This window comes from Anaerotignum lactatifermentans DSM 14214 (genome assembly GCF_900142265.1).
Classification (GTDB): domain Bacteria; phylum Bacillota; class Clostridia; order Lachnospirales; family Anaerotignaceae; genus Anaerotignum; species Anaerotignum lactatifermentans.
Genome location: NZ_FRAH01000007.1, coordinates 16,636 through 32,466, shown reverse-complemented (window position 1 = coordinate 32,466; position 15,831 = coordinate 16,636). Strand labels below are relative to the sequence as shown.

Below are 15,831 nucleotides of genomic sequence, written 5' to 3'. Positions count from 1 at the left end.
TCCCTTTATTTATCTTGACAAAACACTCCCGAAAGGCACCGTTTTAATTGAGTGCGGGAAGCTCTTGCAGCGCGGCGGGTATAAGATAAAAGTGCTGAACACCATCAATTTTCAGAAATCCATGCGTTACAACCCCTTTGTATATATCCGCAGCGAGAAAGACATTTTGAAGCTGGTAAATACCATTATCGCAAATACCAAAGGCGACGGGGAGAAATCCGGCGAGGATTTTTGGGTGAAATCGGAACGGCTTTTTTACTGCGCTCTGATCGGCTATATCTACTACGAAGCCCCGGAAGCAGAAAAGAATTTTACGACGCTGCTTGAAATGATAAATGCGTCGGAAGCCCGCGAGGACGACCCCGAATTTCAGTCCCCGGTTGACCTCATGTTTGAGCGTCTGGAAGAAAAAGACCCGGAACACTTTGCCGTAAGGCAGTATAAGAAATTCCTGTTAAGCGCGGGGAAAACACGCAGCTCAATCCTTATTTCTTGTGGCGCGAGATTGGCACCCTTTGACATACGGGAGCTGCGGGAACTCATGGAAACCGACGAAATGGAGCTTGACACGCTGGGCGACCGCAAAACGGCGTTGTTCGTTATCATTTCCGACACCGACGACACCTTTAATTTTGTGGTATCAATCCTTTACACGCAGCTTTTCAATCTTCTTTGCGATAAAGCCGATGATGTGTACGGCGGGCGGCTGCCTGTTCATGTGCGCTGCCTGTTAGACGAGTTTGCGAACATCGGGCAAATCCCAAAGTTTGAAAAACTCATTGCCACCATACGAAGCCGGGAAATCTCTGCTTCTATCATTCTGCAAAGCCAATCGCAGCTAAAGGCAATCTACAAGGACAACGCCGATACCATTGTCGGCAACTGCGACACGACCCTTTTCCTCGGCGGCAAGGAAAAAACCACCCTCAAAGAAATATCGGAAATCTTGGGGAAAGAAACGATTGACAGCTTCAATACCTCGGAAACACGGGGACGGGAGCTGTCCCACGGTCTAAACTTTCAAAAGCTCGGCAAAGATGTGCCATACTTGTTCGTGAAGAGTTCAGTTGCCTTGAATTTATCATGAACAGGGACACGATCAACTGGATTCTGAAAAAACTGAATACAGGAGGTCGAACATGGAGCATTTACCAAAGAAAATCCATCACAACGGCATCAGCTATACGCTGGTGGGAGACTACTACATCCCCGATCTGAAGCTGCCGGAGGAAAACCGCCCCATCGGGCGGTGGGGGCGGATGCACAAGGCGTTTCTGCAAGAACACCGTCCCGGCCAGTACAGTGAACTGCTTCTGTCGGGAAAACTCTGGACGTATCTTGCCGATCTGAACGAGCAGGCCGATGACCGGCTGGCGTGTATCATCTCGCAGATGCAGGCTGTGGAGGGTATCACCGAGGAACTGAAAGCCCGTGACCAGCTTGCCTGGGTCGGAGCCATGAACAGCATCCGCAGCCGGGCAGAGGAAATCATCCGGTCTGAGATGATTTATGTTTAAGGAGGTGCCTGTCTATGAGATACCGTATCGAATACGCCGATGGGCGCTGCTGTAACTTTGCCAACGGCAGGGCTGAACTGCTGAAATGGCTGAAACTGCTGAAGCAAGAGGAAATCTCCGACATTCGCAAAGTGTATAAAAGCGGTGTGTCGGATTCCGTCCTGGAAACATACCGGAATTATATCCGTCCAGCATAAGGAGGGCGCTTATGGGTACAGATATAGAAAAACTGGTTGATTTGATGATTCAGGAGCGGATGCAGAGCCAGTTCGCTAAATGGCGGGAGGCAGAAACCGGCAAGGAGAAAAAAGCGGACTACCTTCGTTTGGAAACCGAGTATGAAAAAGCGATCAGCGTATTGTCTGAGGAACAGAAGGACGCTGTAAGGCACTACTGCGATTCCATCTTCGATTCCGGCGCAGAAAGCGAATGCTTCTTTTACCGGCTGGGCCTCAAAGATGGCATCCGTCTCTGGAAGTTTATGAAAAAGCTGATGAAAACAGTCAGCTAACGGATGTATAACCGCATATTTTATTCCACCCGCAAACGGGTCGAAAGCCGTCCAACGGTACAGGTTGGGCGGCTTTTTCTCTACCTGCGTTTCTTCCGCTTGGGCGCATAGTACGGCTGCGGCTTGGCCTTCCCCCTCATGTTGTTGGGATTTTTGAGCATCTTGGACAGGCTCAGTATCCGAAGGAACGCTGAGAAATCCTCCGAGGAAATCTTCTCAAAGGGTATCTGCAACTTATCGCAGAATTCATGTATCAGCATTTCCACATCGCTGCCTTGCTGGACAGCCTGTTCAAATTGTTCCTTGACGTCCTCCAACGTGGGCTGCGGGTCGGCGGTGGTCTTGTCCTTTAGATGTGCCTCCCGTATGTCCCGGACAATGTTGTCCAGATCGTCATGCAGGACATGGCTGAAAAAGTCACTCTCCTGTATCTGCCCTAATTCCAGCGTCCGCATATAAAGGTCGTTCTCTCCCGGCGCATGGCTGTTGATGACGGTCTGTCGGGTGGCTTCGAGGATCAGGTTCATCTGCTCCACCCGCATATCGGCAATCCGGTCAATGAAGATTTCCATATCGGTCATCAGCCGCTGGAAGTTTGGATGCGTAGCCAGTTCGCAGAGAAGCCGGTTGTTGATCCTGCCGCTGCTCAAAAGTTCCACCATATCGTCACTCAGATGCAGAGATTGAAGCTCTGTGTTTGGGTGATTTTTATTTTCGGACAGCCCCATCAGATAGTCGGTGGACACACCATAAAATTCCGCCAGCGTTGCAATCGCAAACGGGCTGATGTCCTTATAATCATCGCTTTCATATTTTCCCAGCGCCGATCTGGACAGGCCGGTCTGCTCCGCCAGCTGTTCCAGCGTCAGGTGCTTGTCTACCACCCGCAAGTCTTTGAGCCGCTCCGGGATTGACAGCTTTGTGTACATCCAATGCCCCCTCTCTCGTTATCGTTTTTCAGTGAATACACCCATTATAGCACGATTCCATAAGCGTGGAAATATGAGGATTTCGTGCGTTTTTCCAACGTCTTGGATATACGGGAGCGGCCCTCTTTTTTCGATAAAATCATTCTTGCAGACAGGCACTGAACCTTGAAAATCGAATGACCGGCTGCAAGGGGTATGACCTCCGGGGAAGTGGCGCCATGACAGAAATCGAGCGCACCAAAGAGGCCGATACGCCGGGAGAAATTCCGGGCAGGAGCTGCTTGCAGGCAGACCGGCGGAAAGAAACAAGTTTATCATGCGGGGTGCATGGCTCCGCAGCAAAGAAATGGAGGAAAATCATTATGACACTGAGTATGAAAGAAAAGAAGATTCTCTACGCTTTCGCCTGTCCCAGCCATCACAACACGGTGACACGGTTGAAATGGCTGACAGCCCTGACGGTTGACCCGGAGGCCAAACGCCGGATGCTGGGTCTGGCCCGGAAAATGGAGACGGAGGTGGACGAAAGCTGGTACGAGGCTTTTTACCACCATCTGCGCATGGAGATGGACGAGTACCGCCGTCTCAAGCGCAGCCTGCGTGTGCTGAAATCTTACACCGATTATGAGGAGGATTTGTATGACGAAGCTGTCTAAATATGAGAAAGAAACCATCATCAACTGGAACGAGGCGGAGAACCTTGCCAGCATTTACACCTTCAACGCCAGTTTGAAGCGCAGGCTGGCGGAGTTCAGCCGGAAATATCCGCTGCTGTGCCGGTTGGAGCGCAGCACGCCAGAGGGCAGCGTAACCTATATATTGGACAAGTCCCGGCTGTCAATCCGGCTCATCCCGCCTTACAGCGAGGAACGGAAAGCCGCCGCCAGTGCTTACGCCAGAGAGCATGGCTTTCAGGTGGTAACGGCAGAAGAAAAAATCGCCTGAAATCGGGGCGATTACGGCAAAAATGCCGGGTCTGCACCCGGCGTTTTGACCGGCAATCCCCGCAGGCGTATTCCGTATCCACTTCCCGCCGATAGGCGTAACTGTGTGGATGCGGAGCCGGTGAAACTGGCGGAAACCGCTTCTGCGGTGGAAGCCAGCTTCGCCGGAGCGGGAGTACAGAGGGCGGCAAGCCCTTTGTGGCGGGGTGCAGGGGCGGCAGCGCACTGCTGGGGTCAAGGGGCAACGCCCATTGGCAGGTTGAGGGCAGCCGCCCCATCGGGTCAAGGGCGAAGCGCCTTGCCCAGGGAAAGTTGATGCCTGCGTCAACTTGTACTGGGTATTACCTGACGCAGACTTTCGCAGGATTTGCGGCTTCGCCGCCCTTCCCCCGTCCCCGGAACATCTTCGCAGGAAGGAGGAAAATTGTTTGAAACTGACACGACACAACGGGCGCTCCGGCAAGCATGGCACCTACAATCCCCGCCACAATGACCGCCGGTTCGATGTGGAGAACAGCGAACACATTGACGCCGAGCGGGCCAGACAAAACATCTACTGGGATTGCTACCGGGGCTTCACGACACACGAGTTCCGGGAGAACCCGGAGCAGCCGGATTTCAGCTTTGAAGAAATCGAGCGGATGTACTACTACGAGCATTATTCTGACCATATGGAGGCGCAGAACGCCCGGAATGAGAAAACCCGGCACACAGAGCGCAACCGCACCGTGGAGGACTTGCTGAAAAACAACAAGACCTGCCCGGAGGAAAGCATCTATCAGATCGGCACGCTGGAAGAATCCGTCCCGCCGGAAACGCTCTTTCGTATCGTCAACGAGTTCTATGAGGAATTCGAGCGCCGTTTTGGTTCCCATATCCACATCTTAGACTGGGCGCTTCATCTGGACGAGGGGACGCCCCACATCCACGAGCGCCATGTGTTTGACTGCCAGAACCGCTACGGGGAATTGTGTCCCCAGCAGGAGAAGGCGCTGGAGGAACTGGGCATCCCTCTCCCGAACCAGGACAAGCCAAAAGGCAGGCACAACAACCGGAAACAGACCTTCGATGCGGTCTGCCGGACGATCCTGTTTGACATCACAAAGCGGCATGGGCTGCATCTGGATCAGGAGCCGTCCTACGGCGGGCGGGAGTATCTGGAAAAGCAGGACTATATCCTGATGAAGCAGAAGGAGCAGCTGGCGGCGCAGGAGCAGAAGCTGGAAGAACTGACACTCAAAATCGAGGACGTGGAGACGCTGCTGGACGATGTTTCCGATGTGGCCTACGACAAGGCGGTGGAGGTGGTGACCGATACTGTCCGGCAGGAGACACACAAAGAAGATATTCGTCTGATTGAGGAAACAAAAAAGTGGGTGCTTTCGCCGGAACGGAAGGCCCCGAAGAAGGAGCGTGACTACGCCGCCGCCCGCCTGGATGGAGTGATTACCAAAATCAAGCGGGTCATGCAGAACGCTTTGGCAAAAATCCAGAAAACGCTTATGCAGCCGGAGGTCAAGAAGGCCGGTAAGGAGAAGATTAAGGAGAAGGCCAGAGAATCCATCTTGGAGAAGCTGTCGAAAGGCAAGGTGGACGCTGACCGGGATAACCGGGAACGCTGGGAACGTGAGGGGCGGATCGTTCCGAACAAGAAACATGATATGGAGTTATGAGGCACCTGATTTTCTGCGGAAACGGGTGCCTTTTTCTCTGTCTGGAGGTGAGAAAATCGAATGTATTTGAAGCAGTGAAGCAGTCTGTCACCACAAGTCAGGCTGCGGAATTTTATGGGATTCCGGTAGGCAGAAACGGGATGGCCTGCTGTCCCTTCCACGATGACAAACATCCCAGCATGAAGGTTGACCGCCGGTTCCACTGTTTCGGCTGTCAGGCGGACGGGGATGTGATTGATTTTACCGCCCGTCTGTTTGGCCTGAGCAACAAGGAGGCGGCGTTGAAGCTGGCGGAAGATTTTTCTGTCCGCTATGACGCCAAAGGCCATGACCCGCCCCGCAAAAGGCCGGTCAAACGGAAAATCAGCGAGGAACTGCGCTACCGGCAGGCGGAGCAGAAATGTTTCCGGGTGCTGTGCGATTACCTGCATCTGCTGGAACGCTGGGAGAAGGAATACGCCCCGCAGACGCCGGAGGAAACATGGAATCCGCTGTTTGTGGAGGCCCTGCAAAAGAAACCGTACACGGAGTATCTGCTGGATATTCTCTTGTCCGGCAGTATGGAGGAACGGGCCTGCGTGGTCGCTGAATACGGAAAAGAGGTGAGGAAGATTGAGCAGCGAATATCAGAGTTTACCGCCAGCCACCCGGCAGGCCGCCATGAGCGTAGCCGAAGCCTTAGCGCCGGAGCGGAGCGTTGACGAGGTGCGGGAAAGCCTGTCCGTCACGGAAAAGGGCCAGCCCGCCAACACCATCGGCAACTGCCGGACGGTGTTCTGCCATGACCCTCTCCTGCGTGGGGCGATCCGCCTGAACCTCCTGACTGACCGGGTGGATATTGTGCGGGATTTGGGCTGGCGCAGGAATACCAGCGCCCTGACGGATACAGACGTGAAGTATCTGCTTCTCTATTTTGAACAGAACTATGGCCTGACCAGCGAGAAAAAGATGACGGCGGCGCTCTCCATCGTGGCGAATGAGAACTGCTACCATCCTATACAGGACGTGCTGAACGGCCTTGTCTGGGACGGGACATCCCGCATCCGCTCCTGTCTCCATCACTTCTTAGGTGCGGACGAGAGCGACTATGTGGAGGAAATGCTGAAACACTTCCTGCTGGGCGCAATCCGGCGGGTGTTTTCCCCCGGCTCCAAATATGAGGAAATGCTCTGTCTGGTGGGCGGACAGGGGGCTGGTAAGTCCAGCTTCTTCCGTCTGCTGGCGATCCGGGACGAGTGGTTCAGTGACGATCTGAAAAAGCTGGACGATGACCGGGTATATTTGAAGCTGCAAGGCCATTGGATCATCGAGATGTCAGAGATGCTGGCCACCAGCAGCGCCAAAAGCATTGAGGAAATCCGCTCTTTTATCAGCCGCCAGAAGGAAACCTACCGCACACCCTATGAGGCCCAGCCCAAAGACCGGCTGCGGCAGTGCGTGTTTGGCGGTTCATCCAACACGCTGGACTTCCTGCCCCTTGACCGGGCCGGGAACCGGCGTTTCCTTCCAATCATGATTTACCCGGAGAATGCGGAGGTTCACATTTTGGAGGACGAGGACGCTTCCAGAGCCTACCTGTTGCAGGTCTGGGCGGAGGCCATGATTATCTACCGCAGCGGCCACTACTCCATGAAGTTCAGCAAGTCTATCCAGCGCCAGCTGGTGGAGGTGCAGAAGGATTTCATGCCAGAGGACACCGAGGCCGGGCAGATACAGGGATTTCTGGAACACTACACCGGCAGCATGGTCTGCTCCAAACAGATCTTTAAGGAGGCGCTGGGCTACACCTATGACGAGCCGAAGCGGTGGCAGCTGCACAATATCAACGAGATTATGAACACGGTGGTGACGGGCTGGAAACCTTTCTCCAATCCGAGGATGTTTGCCGGATATGGCAGACAGAGGGGCTGGGAACGGGACGTTTCCGGCAACGAACTGCCCGGCAACGAAGATGGATTTGTGGAACTGAGTGAGGAAGAATGCCGCCAGTTGGAGCTTCCAAAGGAGTGGATCGCCTGAAAACGGCGGTCTGTTGCCGGGTTAGTTGCCAGTTGGTTGCCGGGTTCGTTGCCGGGGATTTCCCTGTCTGGATACGGGAAAAGCCCGTAAATAAGGGATATTTTAATATTTATCATTATCTCCGGCAACGAAAGCAACGAGATTTTTCAAGAAAATTTAGAAAGTAAGATTTGCAGGCCAGACGGTAGTTTACAGGTTTTCAGAGGTTCGTTGCCGGACTTCGTTGCCGGTGCTGCCGTCTGGCCTGCCACTCTATGGAGGTAGCCTATGGAAAAAAGCAAGCAGCAGAAAAATAAAGTCCGTTTTGTGGTGGTGCGGGAGTTCTCCGGGGAGAAGTCCATGCGGGAAACCTTTGAGCAGCTGATCGAGCGCCAGACCTGCGAACACTTCGAGGAATGGCTGGAACAGCGTGAAATGGCAGAAAACGCTGCGTAAAAACGGTTGATTCAGGGGCAGGGACATGGTACTATAATGGTATCGTGTCCCTGTTCATAGAAGGAGAACGCTATGAGCAGGAAAAAACAAGTCTATGAGAAAATTACCGCTCTCTACTGCCGCATCTCTCTCGATGACGGCGGCGACAATGAGAGCATGAGCATCAGCAACCAGAAAATCATGCTTCGGGACTTTGCGGAAAAGCATGGGATGTTCCAGTATGAGTATTATGTGGATGACGGCTATACGGGCCGCAACTTTGTTGAGGTAAGATAACGATACCTTTTTTGCAGAGGGTGTTATCTTACCTCTTTTTGATGTATGTTAGATAGCATAACTCTTTACGTCGGCTCCTATCTGTCTGAAATAGGAGATACTTTCGGTAGGCTTGTCACCTGTATCAACTCTGCCGACAAAGCTATAAAAGATTTCGATTTTGCGGGTGTTCGTTTCCTTATCCAGTTCGTGAATAAGAATACGGTCAATAAATTCATGGACGTTTTCGTAGGTCAGTTCTTCAATCGCTGTGTATCTGCGTACCAGTGCGACAAACCTTTTTACGTCCGCGCTGCGCTCGGTGGCGTTGTCGATTTCCTGTGACAGCTCCGCAATCCTCCGGGTCAGCGTCTTTTTTTCTTCATCATAGCCGGAAGTCAGAAAAGCAAATTGTTCATCTGAAAGTTTCCCTAAAGCGTTGTCCTCGTAGAGCTTGCGGAATAAGATGTTCAGCTCGTTAATACGGTTCTGCGCCTTGTCAAGCTCTTTCCGCTGCTGTGTCAGCGTCTTTTGTACTGCCTTTGCGCTGCACTCGTTGGCTGTTTCGATAAACTCCTGTTCATGCTCTTTCACATAAGACGTTACTCGCTGCAAGTCTGCAAGGACAAGTTCTTTCAATACGCTTTTGCGGATATAATGCGTAGTGCAGAGCATATCATTTCTTGCCCGGTTGCGGTAGTTGCCGCAAGTGTAGGCGTGTTTCCGTTCAAGCGTCCCGGCTCCGCGTACTGCATACATTTTGTAGCCGCAGTCCCCGCAAAAGAGCAGCCCGGAAAACAGGTCAATTTCATCAACCTTTGTCGGGCGTTGCCGGGTGGCAATCCGCTTCTGTGCAAGTTCAAAGGTTTCTTCATCAATCAAAGGTTCGTGAGTGTTGGGGAAGAAATACCTTTTTTCCTCCGGGTTCTTTTTCGTCTTTTTCGACTTATAAGATACCTTGTAGGTTTTCCCGGTTATGGTATGCCCTAAATATTCTTTCCTTGTCAGAATGTCGTACAGCGTCTTATCCGGCCAGTTGTACCATGCGTTGAGCTGTGGGCGGGGGTGGCGTTTGCTCCCTGTCCTGCGGTAGCGCAGTTCCCCGACGGTCAGTATTTCATTGTCCCGCAGCCAGTTCTGGATTTCACACATACGGTCGCCCCGTACATACATTGCAAAAATCTGTTTTACGACGTGCGCCGTTTCCGGGTCGGGTATCAGATGATTGCGGTTATCCGGGTCGATAAGGTAGCCGTAAGGAGCTTCGCCGTTGACGCGCTCGCCTTTCTGCGCCTTTGCCTGTTTGACAGCCCGGATTTTCTTTGAGGTGTCGCGGGCGTAAAACTCGTTGAACCAGTTCCGCAGAGGGGTAAACTCGTTATCTTCCCTTGCTGTGTCTACACCGTCGTTAATGGCAATGTAGCGCACTTCATATTCGGGAAAGACAATCTCTATCAGCTCCCCGGTTTTCAGATAATTACGTCCCAGACGGGAAAGGTCTTTTGTTATGACGGTCGCCACGTTCCCGGCTTCAACCTCATGCAGCATGGCTTGAAGCCCCTCACGCTCAAAGCTCACGCCGGAAAATCCGTCGTCTACGAAAAAGCGCGTGTTGAAAAAGTGGTGTTCGTCAGCATACTTTTGTAAAATCAGTTTTTGGTTCTGTATGCTCTCGCTTTCCCCGGCTTGCATATCTTCCTGGCTCAATCTGCAATATAAAGCGGTAATCTTGTCTGTCTGTAACATTTTGTCCTCCTTTCCGACGACAGACAAGCATGGTATTTGTACTGTCTATATTATACCACATACCGCTGCCTGTGTCATGTATAAAATGTGAAGAAACGCCCTATTTCCGGGCGTTTGCGGGGTTCAGTTCCATGTCTTTGCGAATGAGTTTTTTTATCTTTTTATCCAGTGTGTCCGTTGCGCGTTCACTTGCGGACGAACATACAAGGTAAGTAACTTTTCCTATTTTATGCTCCGTTGTGGTAACGGGCGTTTGGTTTTGCGTCAAAGAAAATCCCCCTTTCTTTCGCAAACATATAATATAGTCTATGAATAGCAGCAAGTCCACTATTCAATAAAACAAAGGCTTTAATCGGACGGTTATTAGCATAACCTCATGGGAATTTCACCCCGGCATGGTTCTCATGCCGCCCTACCCATTGCCTGCGACGCTCTTAACGCTCGGACTGTGGCTGTAAGGAAGTATCATTGTATATTCTGCGTGTCGTCGCCCGCAAGCCGCTACACTTGCTTTCCGGCGCGGTGTTGGTCGCTCGGCTGTCCGGGCGGGGATAACCTCACCCGGATAGCGTCATGGCGCACCCGCCGTATGGCTCGGCGCAAAAGGAACGTATCCGATTTGCCCTATGCTGCGCCGCCGTTATCTTGCGCCGCTTTCTTTGTCAAGGTTCAGAATGGCTTTGCTGCCGCGTCAGCAGCGGAACGGAAAAGGGGGAGAGAGAAAGCGTCCCGCCGCCGCTGCGGTTTATTCCTCTGCCTTAAAGGTGAGGACAGCCATCATCAGTTTTGCTTGCAGCCGTTCCCGAATGTCGTGGTCTACGCCAAAATAGACGTTCCCGCGCTCGTCGTACAGCTTCCGCATGGAGAGGCGGGCTATGTAGCCGCTGAAATGCTGCAAGACAATCTTCATGGCGTCCGGGTCGCCCTTTGTCGCTGCCACAATGACAGGATAAGGAACAAGGGCATTTTCCGGGTAGCCGGGTTCGTTACCATTCGTCCCATTCATCAGCATTTTCCTCCAGATATTTTCTTAATTTCTCAAAAGAGCTTGTCCGCCTGTACTGTATCGTGCTTCTCGACGTGTTGAACAGCTCCGCAATCTCGGTATCGTTCATTCCCTCGAAGTAATACAGCAATATGGCTTTGCGCTTTTCTTCCGGCAAAGTACGGATTGCTTCAAGAAGCAGCTTTGGCGTGATTTTCTTCCCGGCTTTCTCAAAGACGGTTTCGGCGGCTTCACGTTTGAAATATTCATCAAACGTATGAAGCTGCCGCGCTTCGTCTAAGGTCATGTCGGAAAAGGTCACTTCCTTTGCCTTGTGTCTGCGAAGTTCTCTATGGGTGTCGCAAGCTTCATTGTGCAATACCGTATTACAAAACTTCTGAAAAGCACACTGTTTGTAAAACTCCCTGCTATTAGGTTCCACATTCTCACCTCCTTTCTCGTTGGAAAGTTGGTGGTGCTTCCCCCCTTTTCGCGGGGCAATACGGCGTTTTTCAAAAACGCCGAAGATTTTTTGAAATTTCTTCAAAAATTTTTTGAACGTACAAAATGCGCCCGTCCGAAAAGCCCGGACGGGCGCATAGGCATTGTAAGCAGTATCCAGATGATTAGACAGTTCATATATATAAGCGTAGTTTCCCCCGGTGGTGGGCGGGCTTTTTTTGATAAGTCAATAACTGTCGGATTTTGTCGATATGCTTTTTGCTTCATGGCGGCTACCTCCTTTAGCCGCCGATTTCAACAGTGATACCGCGTCATTTCATTAGAAGATAAAAAGAAACGGCGGCTTTGATTTTTCAAAGCTGCTGCGGAAATCAAAGAACGACAAGCAACAGTTCTGATTTTGCTCCAATATGGTTATTAGGGGCACAAATTAAAATCAAAAAAGAGCCGATAACAGCAGTATTTCAAACTGCATATTATCGGCTCTGCGTCTGTGCGTCTGGCTCTTTTAATTAAATTATTTCTGTTGTTTTTTGGCTTTATTATATGTATTAGCTAACTGTCCACAAGCTGCTTTAATCTCTCTACCATGAGAAACTCTCATGGTAACTTCAAGTCCTGTTTGCTCTAATTGATGTTTGAACGCAACCATTTCTTGTTTTTGTGGTGCTCTAATTTTTGAATTACTCGTCGGGTTGTATTGCAGCACGTTAATCATAACATTTTTGCCCTTAAACCATTTTGCAAGTTGCCTTATATCTGAGGAACGGTCATTTATACCTGGTAAAAGCAAATACGCAAATACCACTTTTCGATTATGCCTTTGAGAATAGGACAATGCTTGCTTAACAACATCTTCAATAGCGTACATGTGCATATGAGGAATGATACAGTTTCTCGCAGCCTGTGTTGCTGCATGTAAAGATATTGTCAACTGAATTTTTAGATGTTCTTCGCGCAATTTTTTTAATTGATTAACTGGACCAACTGTTGATACGGTAATGCCGTCGGTTGGAAAGTTAAGTCCATTTCTATCTCGAAGAATATGGATTGCTGCAATCAAGTTGTCGTAATTGAATAAAGGTTCTCCCATTCCCATAAAAACGATACGATTTACTTTTTGACGTATCAATACAACCTGCTGCACAATTTCAGACGGTGTTAGATTACGAACAAAACCATTGCGTCCGGACTCACAAAAAATACAGCCAACAGAACAACCAACTTGCGTACTTACGCAAACAGTCCCACCATCTCGCCGTTTAATAAAAACCGTTTCAATATACCTGTTATCTTTCAATTCATAAACATACTTTTCAGTATCGCTACTTTTATAGACTTTTTTTGTTGATATTGATAGATTTTCTTTGTGAAATGGCTGTTTATACAATTCCGTATATAAGGCTCTTGCTTTATCCTCTCCAATTACTTCCGACATTTCTTTGTAAGTAAATCCGTATGGGTCATTCAATATTTCCGTAGGTGTACTTTTAGGTAAGTGTTTCATTTAAATATCCTTCCTTTTCAAAATTAAAAAGTTTGTTTTTCAGAGTTTTTGATTATGATTTCTAGTTTTTCAACATCAACGATATGCGTTAATTTACATTTAGGGCAGAAAAGAGGAAAATTTCTTAATACCGTATTATAAAATACTTGAACCCTCGTCTTTCCGTTACAAATTGGACATTTTATCCAATATTTTTCAAGCATAATATTTCTCCTTTTGCGCAAAAAAATGCAGGTCAATTCTCAACATGAGCATTGACCTGCATTTATACATATAATACTACAACAAAATTAAGGCATAGTTTTTATACTATGTCTATACGTCGTTAGTTTTGTTGTATAGCATACGCAAAATAAGCATGACAAAAAAGCCCATATTGAAAATGGGAAAAATCTTTTTTGATTTCAATGCTTATCGAATACGCATGCTATGTAACATAAACATTCCCCCCCTTTTATATAATATTATATACAAAAGCAGCTTGTTGTCAACATATATATATATGAATTATTTTGGCTAACTGATAGAACTACGTAGACATATCCAAGAAGAAAGGGGAACAGTAAAATGTAATAGGGTGAATAACTATGGCAAAAAGACCAGTACCACGATACGACTTTAAGGCTTTTGGGGCAGCGATAAAGGCAGCGCGTGAGGGATGCAAGGAGAGCCGCAAGAAAGTAGGCGACGAAATGTTTATCTCGCCGCGCTACCTTGCGAACATTGAGAACAAGGGGCAGCACCCAAGTTTACAGATATTCTTTGAGCTGATACAGCGTTACCATATATCCGTAGACCAATTCCTTTTAGAAACGCCGCCGGAGAAGAACACGCAGCGGCGGCAGCTTGACGCGCTTCTTGACGGTATGAGCGATACAGGCATACGGATTGTAACCGCAACGGCAAAGGAGATTTCCGAAGTCGAAAAAGAGGGCGAATAGGAATGTCCGACTTAAAACTGAACAGGATTTAGAAAGCGTTGTAATCTTTTTTGAGGTTGCAGCGTTTTTCTTTTGCGTAAGTTTGGCAAAATCGCTTTTTCTCCGTAGTAGGTGATAAGAGCCTAAAGGATAAAAACATTCGTAGCAAGCATAGGAAGCGGGTACCACTTCCGTATTTTCGCCCTCCCGCGCTGCGGCGCGTCGGTTGAAAATTGCTTGTTGGGAAGTGTCCCAAACCCTCGGAACGGAAAGGAAAGGAGCGAACACATGGACGGACGCAAAAGGACAGTGCAAATCAAATTCAGAGTGACGGAAGCGGAACGGGATTTAATACTGGAAAAAATGAAGCTCGTACCCACCCGGAACATGGCGGCGTATCTGCGGAAGATTGCCATTGACGGGTATATCATTCAGATAGACCACGCCGATATAAAGGCTATGACCGCAGAGATACAGAAAATCGGTGTCAACGTCAACCAGATAGCACGCCGCGTAAACGCGACGGGGAACGCATACCAAGAGGACATAGAGGAAATAAAGGGGGTGCTTGCGGAGATATGGCGGTTACAAAGATTAAGCCTATTAAAAGCACTCTAAGCAAAGCCCTTGACTATATCGAAAACCCGGACAAGACGGACGGGAAAATGCTTGTGTCCTCTTTCGGTTGCTCCTATGAAACGGCAGATATTGAGTTTGAATATACCCTGTCGCAAGCACTCCAAAAGGGGAACAATTTAGCCTTTCATCTGATACAGTCCTTTGAGCCGGGGGAAGTCGATTATCAGAAAGCCCATGAAATCGGAAAGCAGCTTGCCGACGCGGTAACAAAGGGGCAGCATGAGTATGTACTCACGACGCACATTGACAAAGGACACGTCCATAACCATATCATTTTTTGCGCGGTGAACTTTGTAGACCACCATAAATACAATTCCAACAAAAGGAGCTATTACGGCATACGGAACATGAGCGACAAGCTGTGCCGGGAAAATGGCTTGTCCGTTGTCGTCCCCGGCAAGGGCAGCAAGGGAAAGAGCTATGCGGAGTACCAGGCAGAAAAGACGGGTACAAGTTGGAAAGGCAAGCTGAAAACCACTGTTGACGCGCTTATCCCCCAAGTTTCCAGTTTTGAGGAATTGCTAACGCGGTTACAGGCGGCGGGCTATGAGATAAAGCCGGGGAAATATGTATCATGCCGCGCCCCCGGACAGGAACGCTTCACCCGCCTTAAAACCCTCGGCGCAGACTATACAGAGGAAGCCGTAAGGGAACGGATAGCGGGCAGACGGACAAAGGTGGCGAAAGCTCCCAGAGAGCAGCGCGGCGTGTCGCTGCTTATCGACATTGAGAACAGTATCAAGGCAGCGCAGAGTAAGGGCTATGAACAGTGGGCGAAAATCCACAATCTGAAACAGGCAGCTAAAACAATGAATTTCTTGACGGAACATAAGATTGAGCAGTACGCGGATTTAGTCAGCCGGATTGAGGAAATGGCAGCGGAAAGCGGACAGGCGGCAGACGCATTGAAGAACGCCGAAAAGCGGCTTGCGGAAATGGCGGTGCTTATCAAGAATGTTTCCACCTATCAAAAGACAAAGCCTGTCTATGACGCATACCGCAAGGCAAGGAACAGGGAGAAGTACCGCGCCGGACAGGAACAGGCAATTATCCTCCATGAAGCCGCCGTAAGGTCACTGAAAGCGGCGGGCATTGCGAAGCTCCCGAACCTCGCCGCGCTGCAATCGGAGTATGAAGCCCTCCAAGCGCAGAAAGAAGCCCTTTACGCCGACTATGGAAAATTGAAAAAGAAAGTCCGGGAATATGATATTATCAAGCAGAACATTGACAGCATTTTACAGGCAGACAGACAGCCGGAACGGGAAAAGGAAACAGAACGCGGATAAGGA

General features: G+C 49.7%; 21 protein-coding genes and 2 pseudogenes. 15 read left to right on the top strand and 8 right to left on the bottom strand.

Annotation, left to right across the window (positions count from 1 at the left end):
- Positions 1-22 precede the first annotated feature (22 nt).
- The 4 genes and pseudogenes from BUB35_RS03260 to BUB35_RS03245 form a co-directional block, all read left to right on the top strand.
- A pseudogene (locus BUB35_RS03260) lies at positions 23-1,042 on the top strand (VirD4-like conjugal transfer protein, CD1115 family); the annotation flags it as partial.
- Positions 1,043-1,139: 97 nt separating this feature from the next.
- Entirely contained in the window at positions 1,140-1,517 is a 378-nt protein-coding gene (locus BUB35_RS03255) for a TnpV protein (RefSeq protein ID WP_021659582.1), read from the top strand.
- Between the two features lie 14 nt (positions 1,518-1,531).
- Positions 1,532-1,714: a hypothetical protein gene (locus tag BUB35_RS03250; protein ID WP_021659583.1), complete on the top strand. Its 183-nt coding sequence runs from the start codon at positions 1,532-1,534 to the stop codon at positions 1,712-1,714.
- An 11-nt stretch (positions 1,715-1,725) separates the two neighbouring features.
- A complete protein-coding gene (locus BUB35_RS03245; protein ID WP_021659584.1) occupies positions 1,726-2,028 on the top strand; it encodes a hypothetical protein in 303 nt (100 codons plus the stop codon).
- 80 nt (positions 2,029-2,108) lie between these two features.
- Here BUB35_RS03245 and BUB35_RS03240 read toward each other — a convergent pair whose 3' ends face one another.
- Positions 2,109-2,957: a helix-turn-helix domain-containing protein gene (locus BUB35_RS03240; protein WP_021659585.1), complete on the bottom strand. Its 849-nt coding sequence runs from the start codon at positions 2,955-2,957 to the stop codon at positions 2,109-2,111.
- 218 nt (positions 2,958-3,175) lie between these two features.
- On the opposite strand from BUB35_RS03240, the gene BUB35_RS03235 reads away from it, so the two are divergent.
- The 8 genes and pseudogenes from BUB35_RS03235 to BUB35_RS03200 all read left to right on the top strand — a co-directional run.
- Positions 3,176-3,613, top strand: a complete 438-nt coding sequence (locus BUB35_RS03235; RefSeq protein ID WP_242949187.1) for a hypothetical protein — start codon at positions 3,176-3,178, stop codon at positions 3,611-3,613.
- Positions 3,597-3,902 (top strand): hypothetical protein, encoded by a 306-nt coding sequence (locus tag BUB35_RS03230; RefSeq protein WP_021659587.1) that lies wholly within the window; start codon positions 3,597-3,599, stop codon positions 3,900-3,902. The genes BUB35_RS03235 and BUB35_RS03230 overlap by 17 nt, the downstream gene beginning before the upstream one ends.
- 197 nt (positions 3,903-4,099) lie before the next feature.
- On the top strand, positions 4,100-4,333 hold the full coding sequence (locus BUB35_RS18805) for a hypothetical protein (RefSeq protein WP_021659588.1): 234 nt from the start codon (positions 4,100-4,102) through the stop codon (positions 4,331-4,333).
- Positions 4,330-5,574, top strand: a complete 1,245-nt coding sequence (locus BUB35_RS03220; RefSeq protein WP_044992651.1) for a plasmid recombination protein — start codon at positions 4,330-4,332, stop codon at positions 5,572-5,574. The genes BUB35_RS18805 and BUB35_RS03220 overlap by 4 nt, the downstream gene beginning before the upstream one ends.
- Positions 5,571-6,275: a CHC2 zinc finger domain-containing protein gene (locus BUB35_RS03215; RefSeq protein ID WP_021659590.1), complete on the top strand. Its 705-nt coding sequence runs from the start codon at positions 5,571-5,573 to the stop codon at positions 6,273-6,275. The genes BUB35_RS03220 and BUB35_RS03215 overlap by 4 nt, the downstream gene beginning before the upstream one ends.
- Positions 6,235-7,593 (top strand): virulence-associated E family protein, encoded by a 1,359-nt coding sequence (locus BUB35_RS03210; protein WP_021659591.1) that lies wholly within the window; start codon positions 6,235-6,237, stop codon positions 7,591-7,593. The genes BUB35_RS03215 and BUB35_RS03210 overlap by 41 nt, the downstream gene beginning before the upstream one ends.
- A 267-nt stretch (positions 7,594-7,860) precedes the next feature.
- Positions 7,861-8,028 carry a hypothetical protein gene (locus BUB35_RS19205; protein ID WP_021659593.1) on the top strand — a complete coding sequence of 56 codons (168 nt, stop codon included), beginning with the start codon at positions 7,861-7,863 and terminating at the stop codon, positions 8,026-8,028.
- 72 nt (positions 8,029-8,100) lie between these two features.
- Positions 8,101-8,289, top strand: a pseudogene (locus BUB35_RS03200) (recombinase family protein); the annotation flags it as partial.
- 63 nt (positions 8,290-8,352) lie between these two features.
- On the opposite strand, the gene BUB35_RS03195 reads toward BUB35_RS03200, so the two are convergent.
- From BUB35_RS03195 to BUB35_RS03155, 7 genes are all read right to left on the bottom strand, one after another.
- A complete protein-coding gene (locus BUB35_RS03195; RefSeq protein ID WP_002569190.1) occupies positions 8,353-10,029 on the bottom strand; it encodes a recombinase family protein in 1,677 nt (558 codons plus the stop codon).
- A 100-nt stretch (positions 10,030-10,129) separates the two neighbouring features.
- Complete coding sequence (locus BUB35_RS03190; protein ID WP_022621154.1) at positions 10,130-10,297, bottom strand: transposon-encoded TnpW family protein; 168 nt, start codon at positions 10,295-10,297, stop codon at positions 10,130-10,132.
- Positions 10,298-10,774: 477 nt separating this feature from the next.
- A complete protein-coding gene (locus BUB35_RS03175) occupies positions 10,775-11,035 on the bottom strand; it encodes a helix-turn-helix domain-containing protein (RefSeq protein WP_002569189.1) in 261 nt (86 codons plus the stop codon).
- Positions 11,016-11,456, bottom strand: coding sequence for an RNA polymerase sigma factor (locus BUB35_RS03170; RefSeq protein ID WP_002569188.1), 441 nt, complete (start codon positions 11,454-11,456; stop codon positions 11,016-11,018). Before BUB35_RS03170 ends, BUB35_RS03175 begins: the two co-directional genes overlap by 20 nt.
- Before the next feature lie 101 nt (positions 11,457-11,557).
- Complete coding sequence (locus BUB35_RS03165) at positions 11,558-11,743, bottom strand: hypothetical protein (RefSeq protein WP_009243795.1); 186 nt, start codon at positions 11,741-11,743, stop codon at positions 11,558-11,560.
- A 250-nt stretch (positions 11,744-11,993) separates the two neighbouring features.
- Entirely contained in the window at positions 11,994-12,983 is a 990-nt protein-coding gene (gene rlmN / locus BUB35_RS03160; RefSeq protein ID WP_002569187.1) for a 23S rRNA (adenine(2503)-C(2))-methyltransferase RlmN, read from the bottom strand.
- 23 nt (positions 12,984-13,006) lie between these two features.
- Positions 13,007-13,186: a cysteine-rich KTR domain-containing protein gene (locus BUB35_RS03155; protein ID WP_002588768.1), complete on the bottom strand. Its 180-nt coding sequence runs from the start codon at positions 13,184-13,186 to the stop codon at positions 13,007-13,009.
- Positions 13,187-13,570: 384 nt separating this feature from the next.
- Here BUB35_RS03155 and BUB35_RS03150 point away from each other — a divergent pair, with 384 nt between their 5' ends.
- From BUB35_RS03150 to BUB35_RS03140, 3 genes are all read left to right on the top strand, one after another.
- Entirely contained in the window at positions 13,571-13,924 is a 354-nt protein-coding gene (locus BUB35_RS03150; protein ID WP_002569186.1) for a helix-turn-helix transcriptional regulator, read from the top strand.
- 267 nt (positions 13,925-14,191) lie between these two features.
- Positions 14,192-14,521 carry a plasmid mobilization protein gene (locus tag BUB35_RS03145; protein ID WP_002569185.1) on the top strand — a complete coding sequence of 110 codons (330 nt, stop codon included), beginning with the start codon at positions 14,192-14,194 and terminating at the stop codon, positions 14,519-14,521.
- Positions 14,482-15,828, top strand: a complete 1,347-nt coding sequence (locus BUB35_RS03140; protein ID WP_002569184.1) for a relaxase/mobilization nuclease domain-containing protein — start codon at positions 14,482-14,484, stop codon at positions 15,826-15,828. The genes BUB35_RS03145 and BUB35_RS03140 overlap by 40 nt, the downstream gene beginning before the upstream one ends.
- Positions 15,829-15,831: the final 3 nt, after the last annotated feature.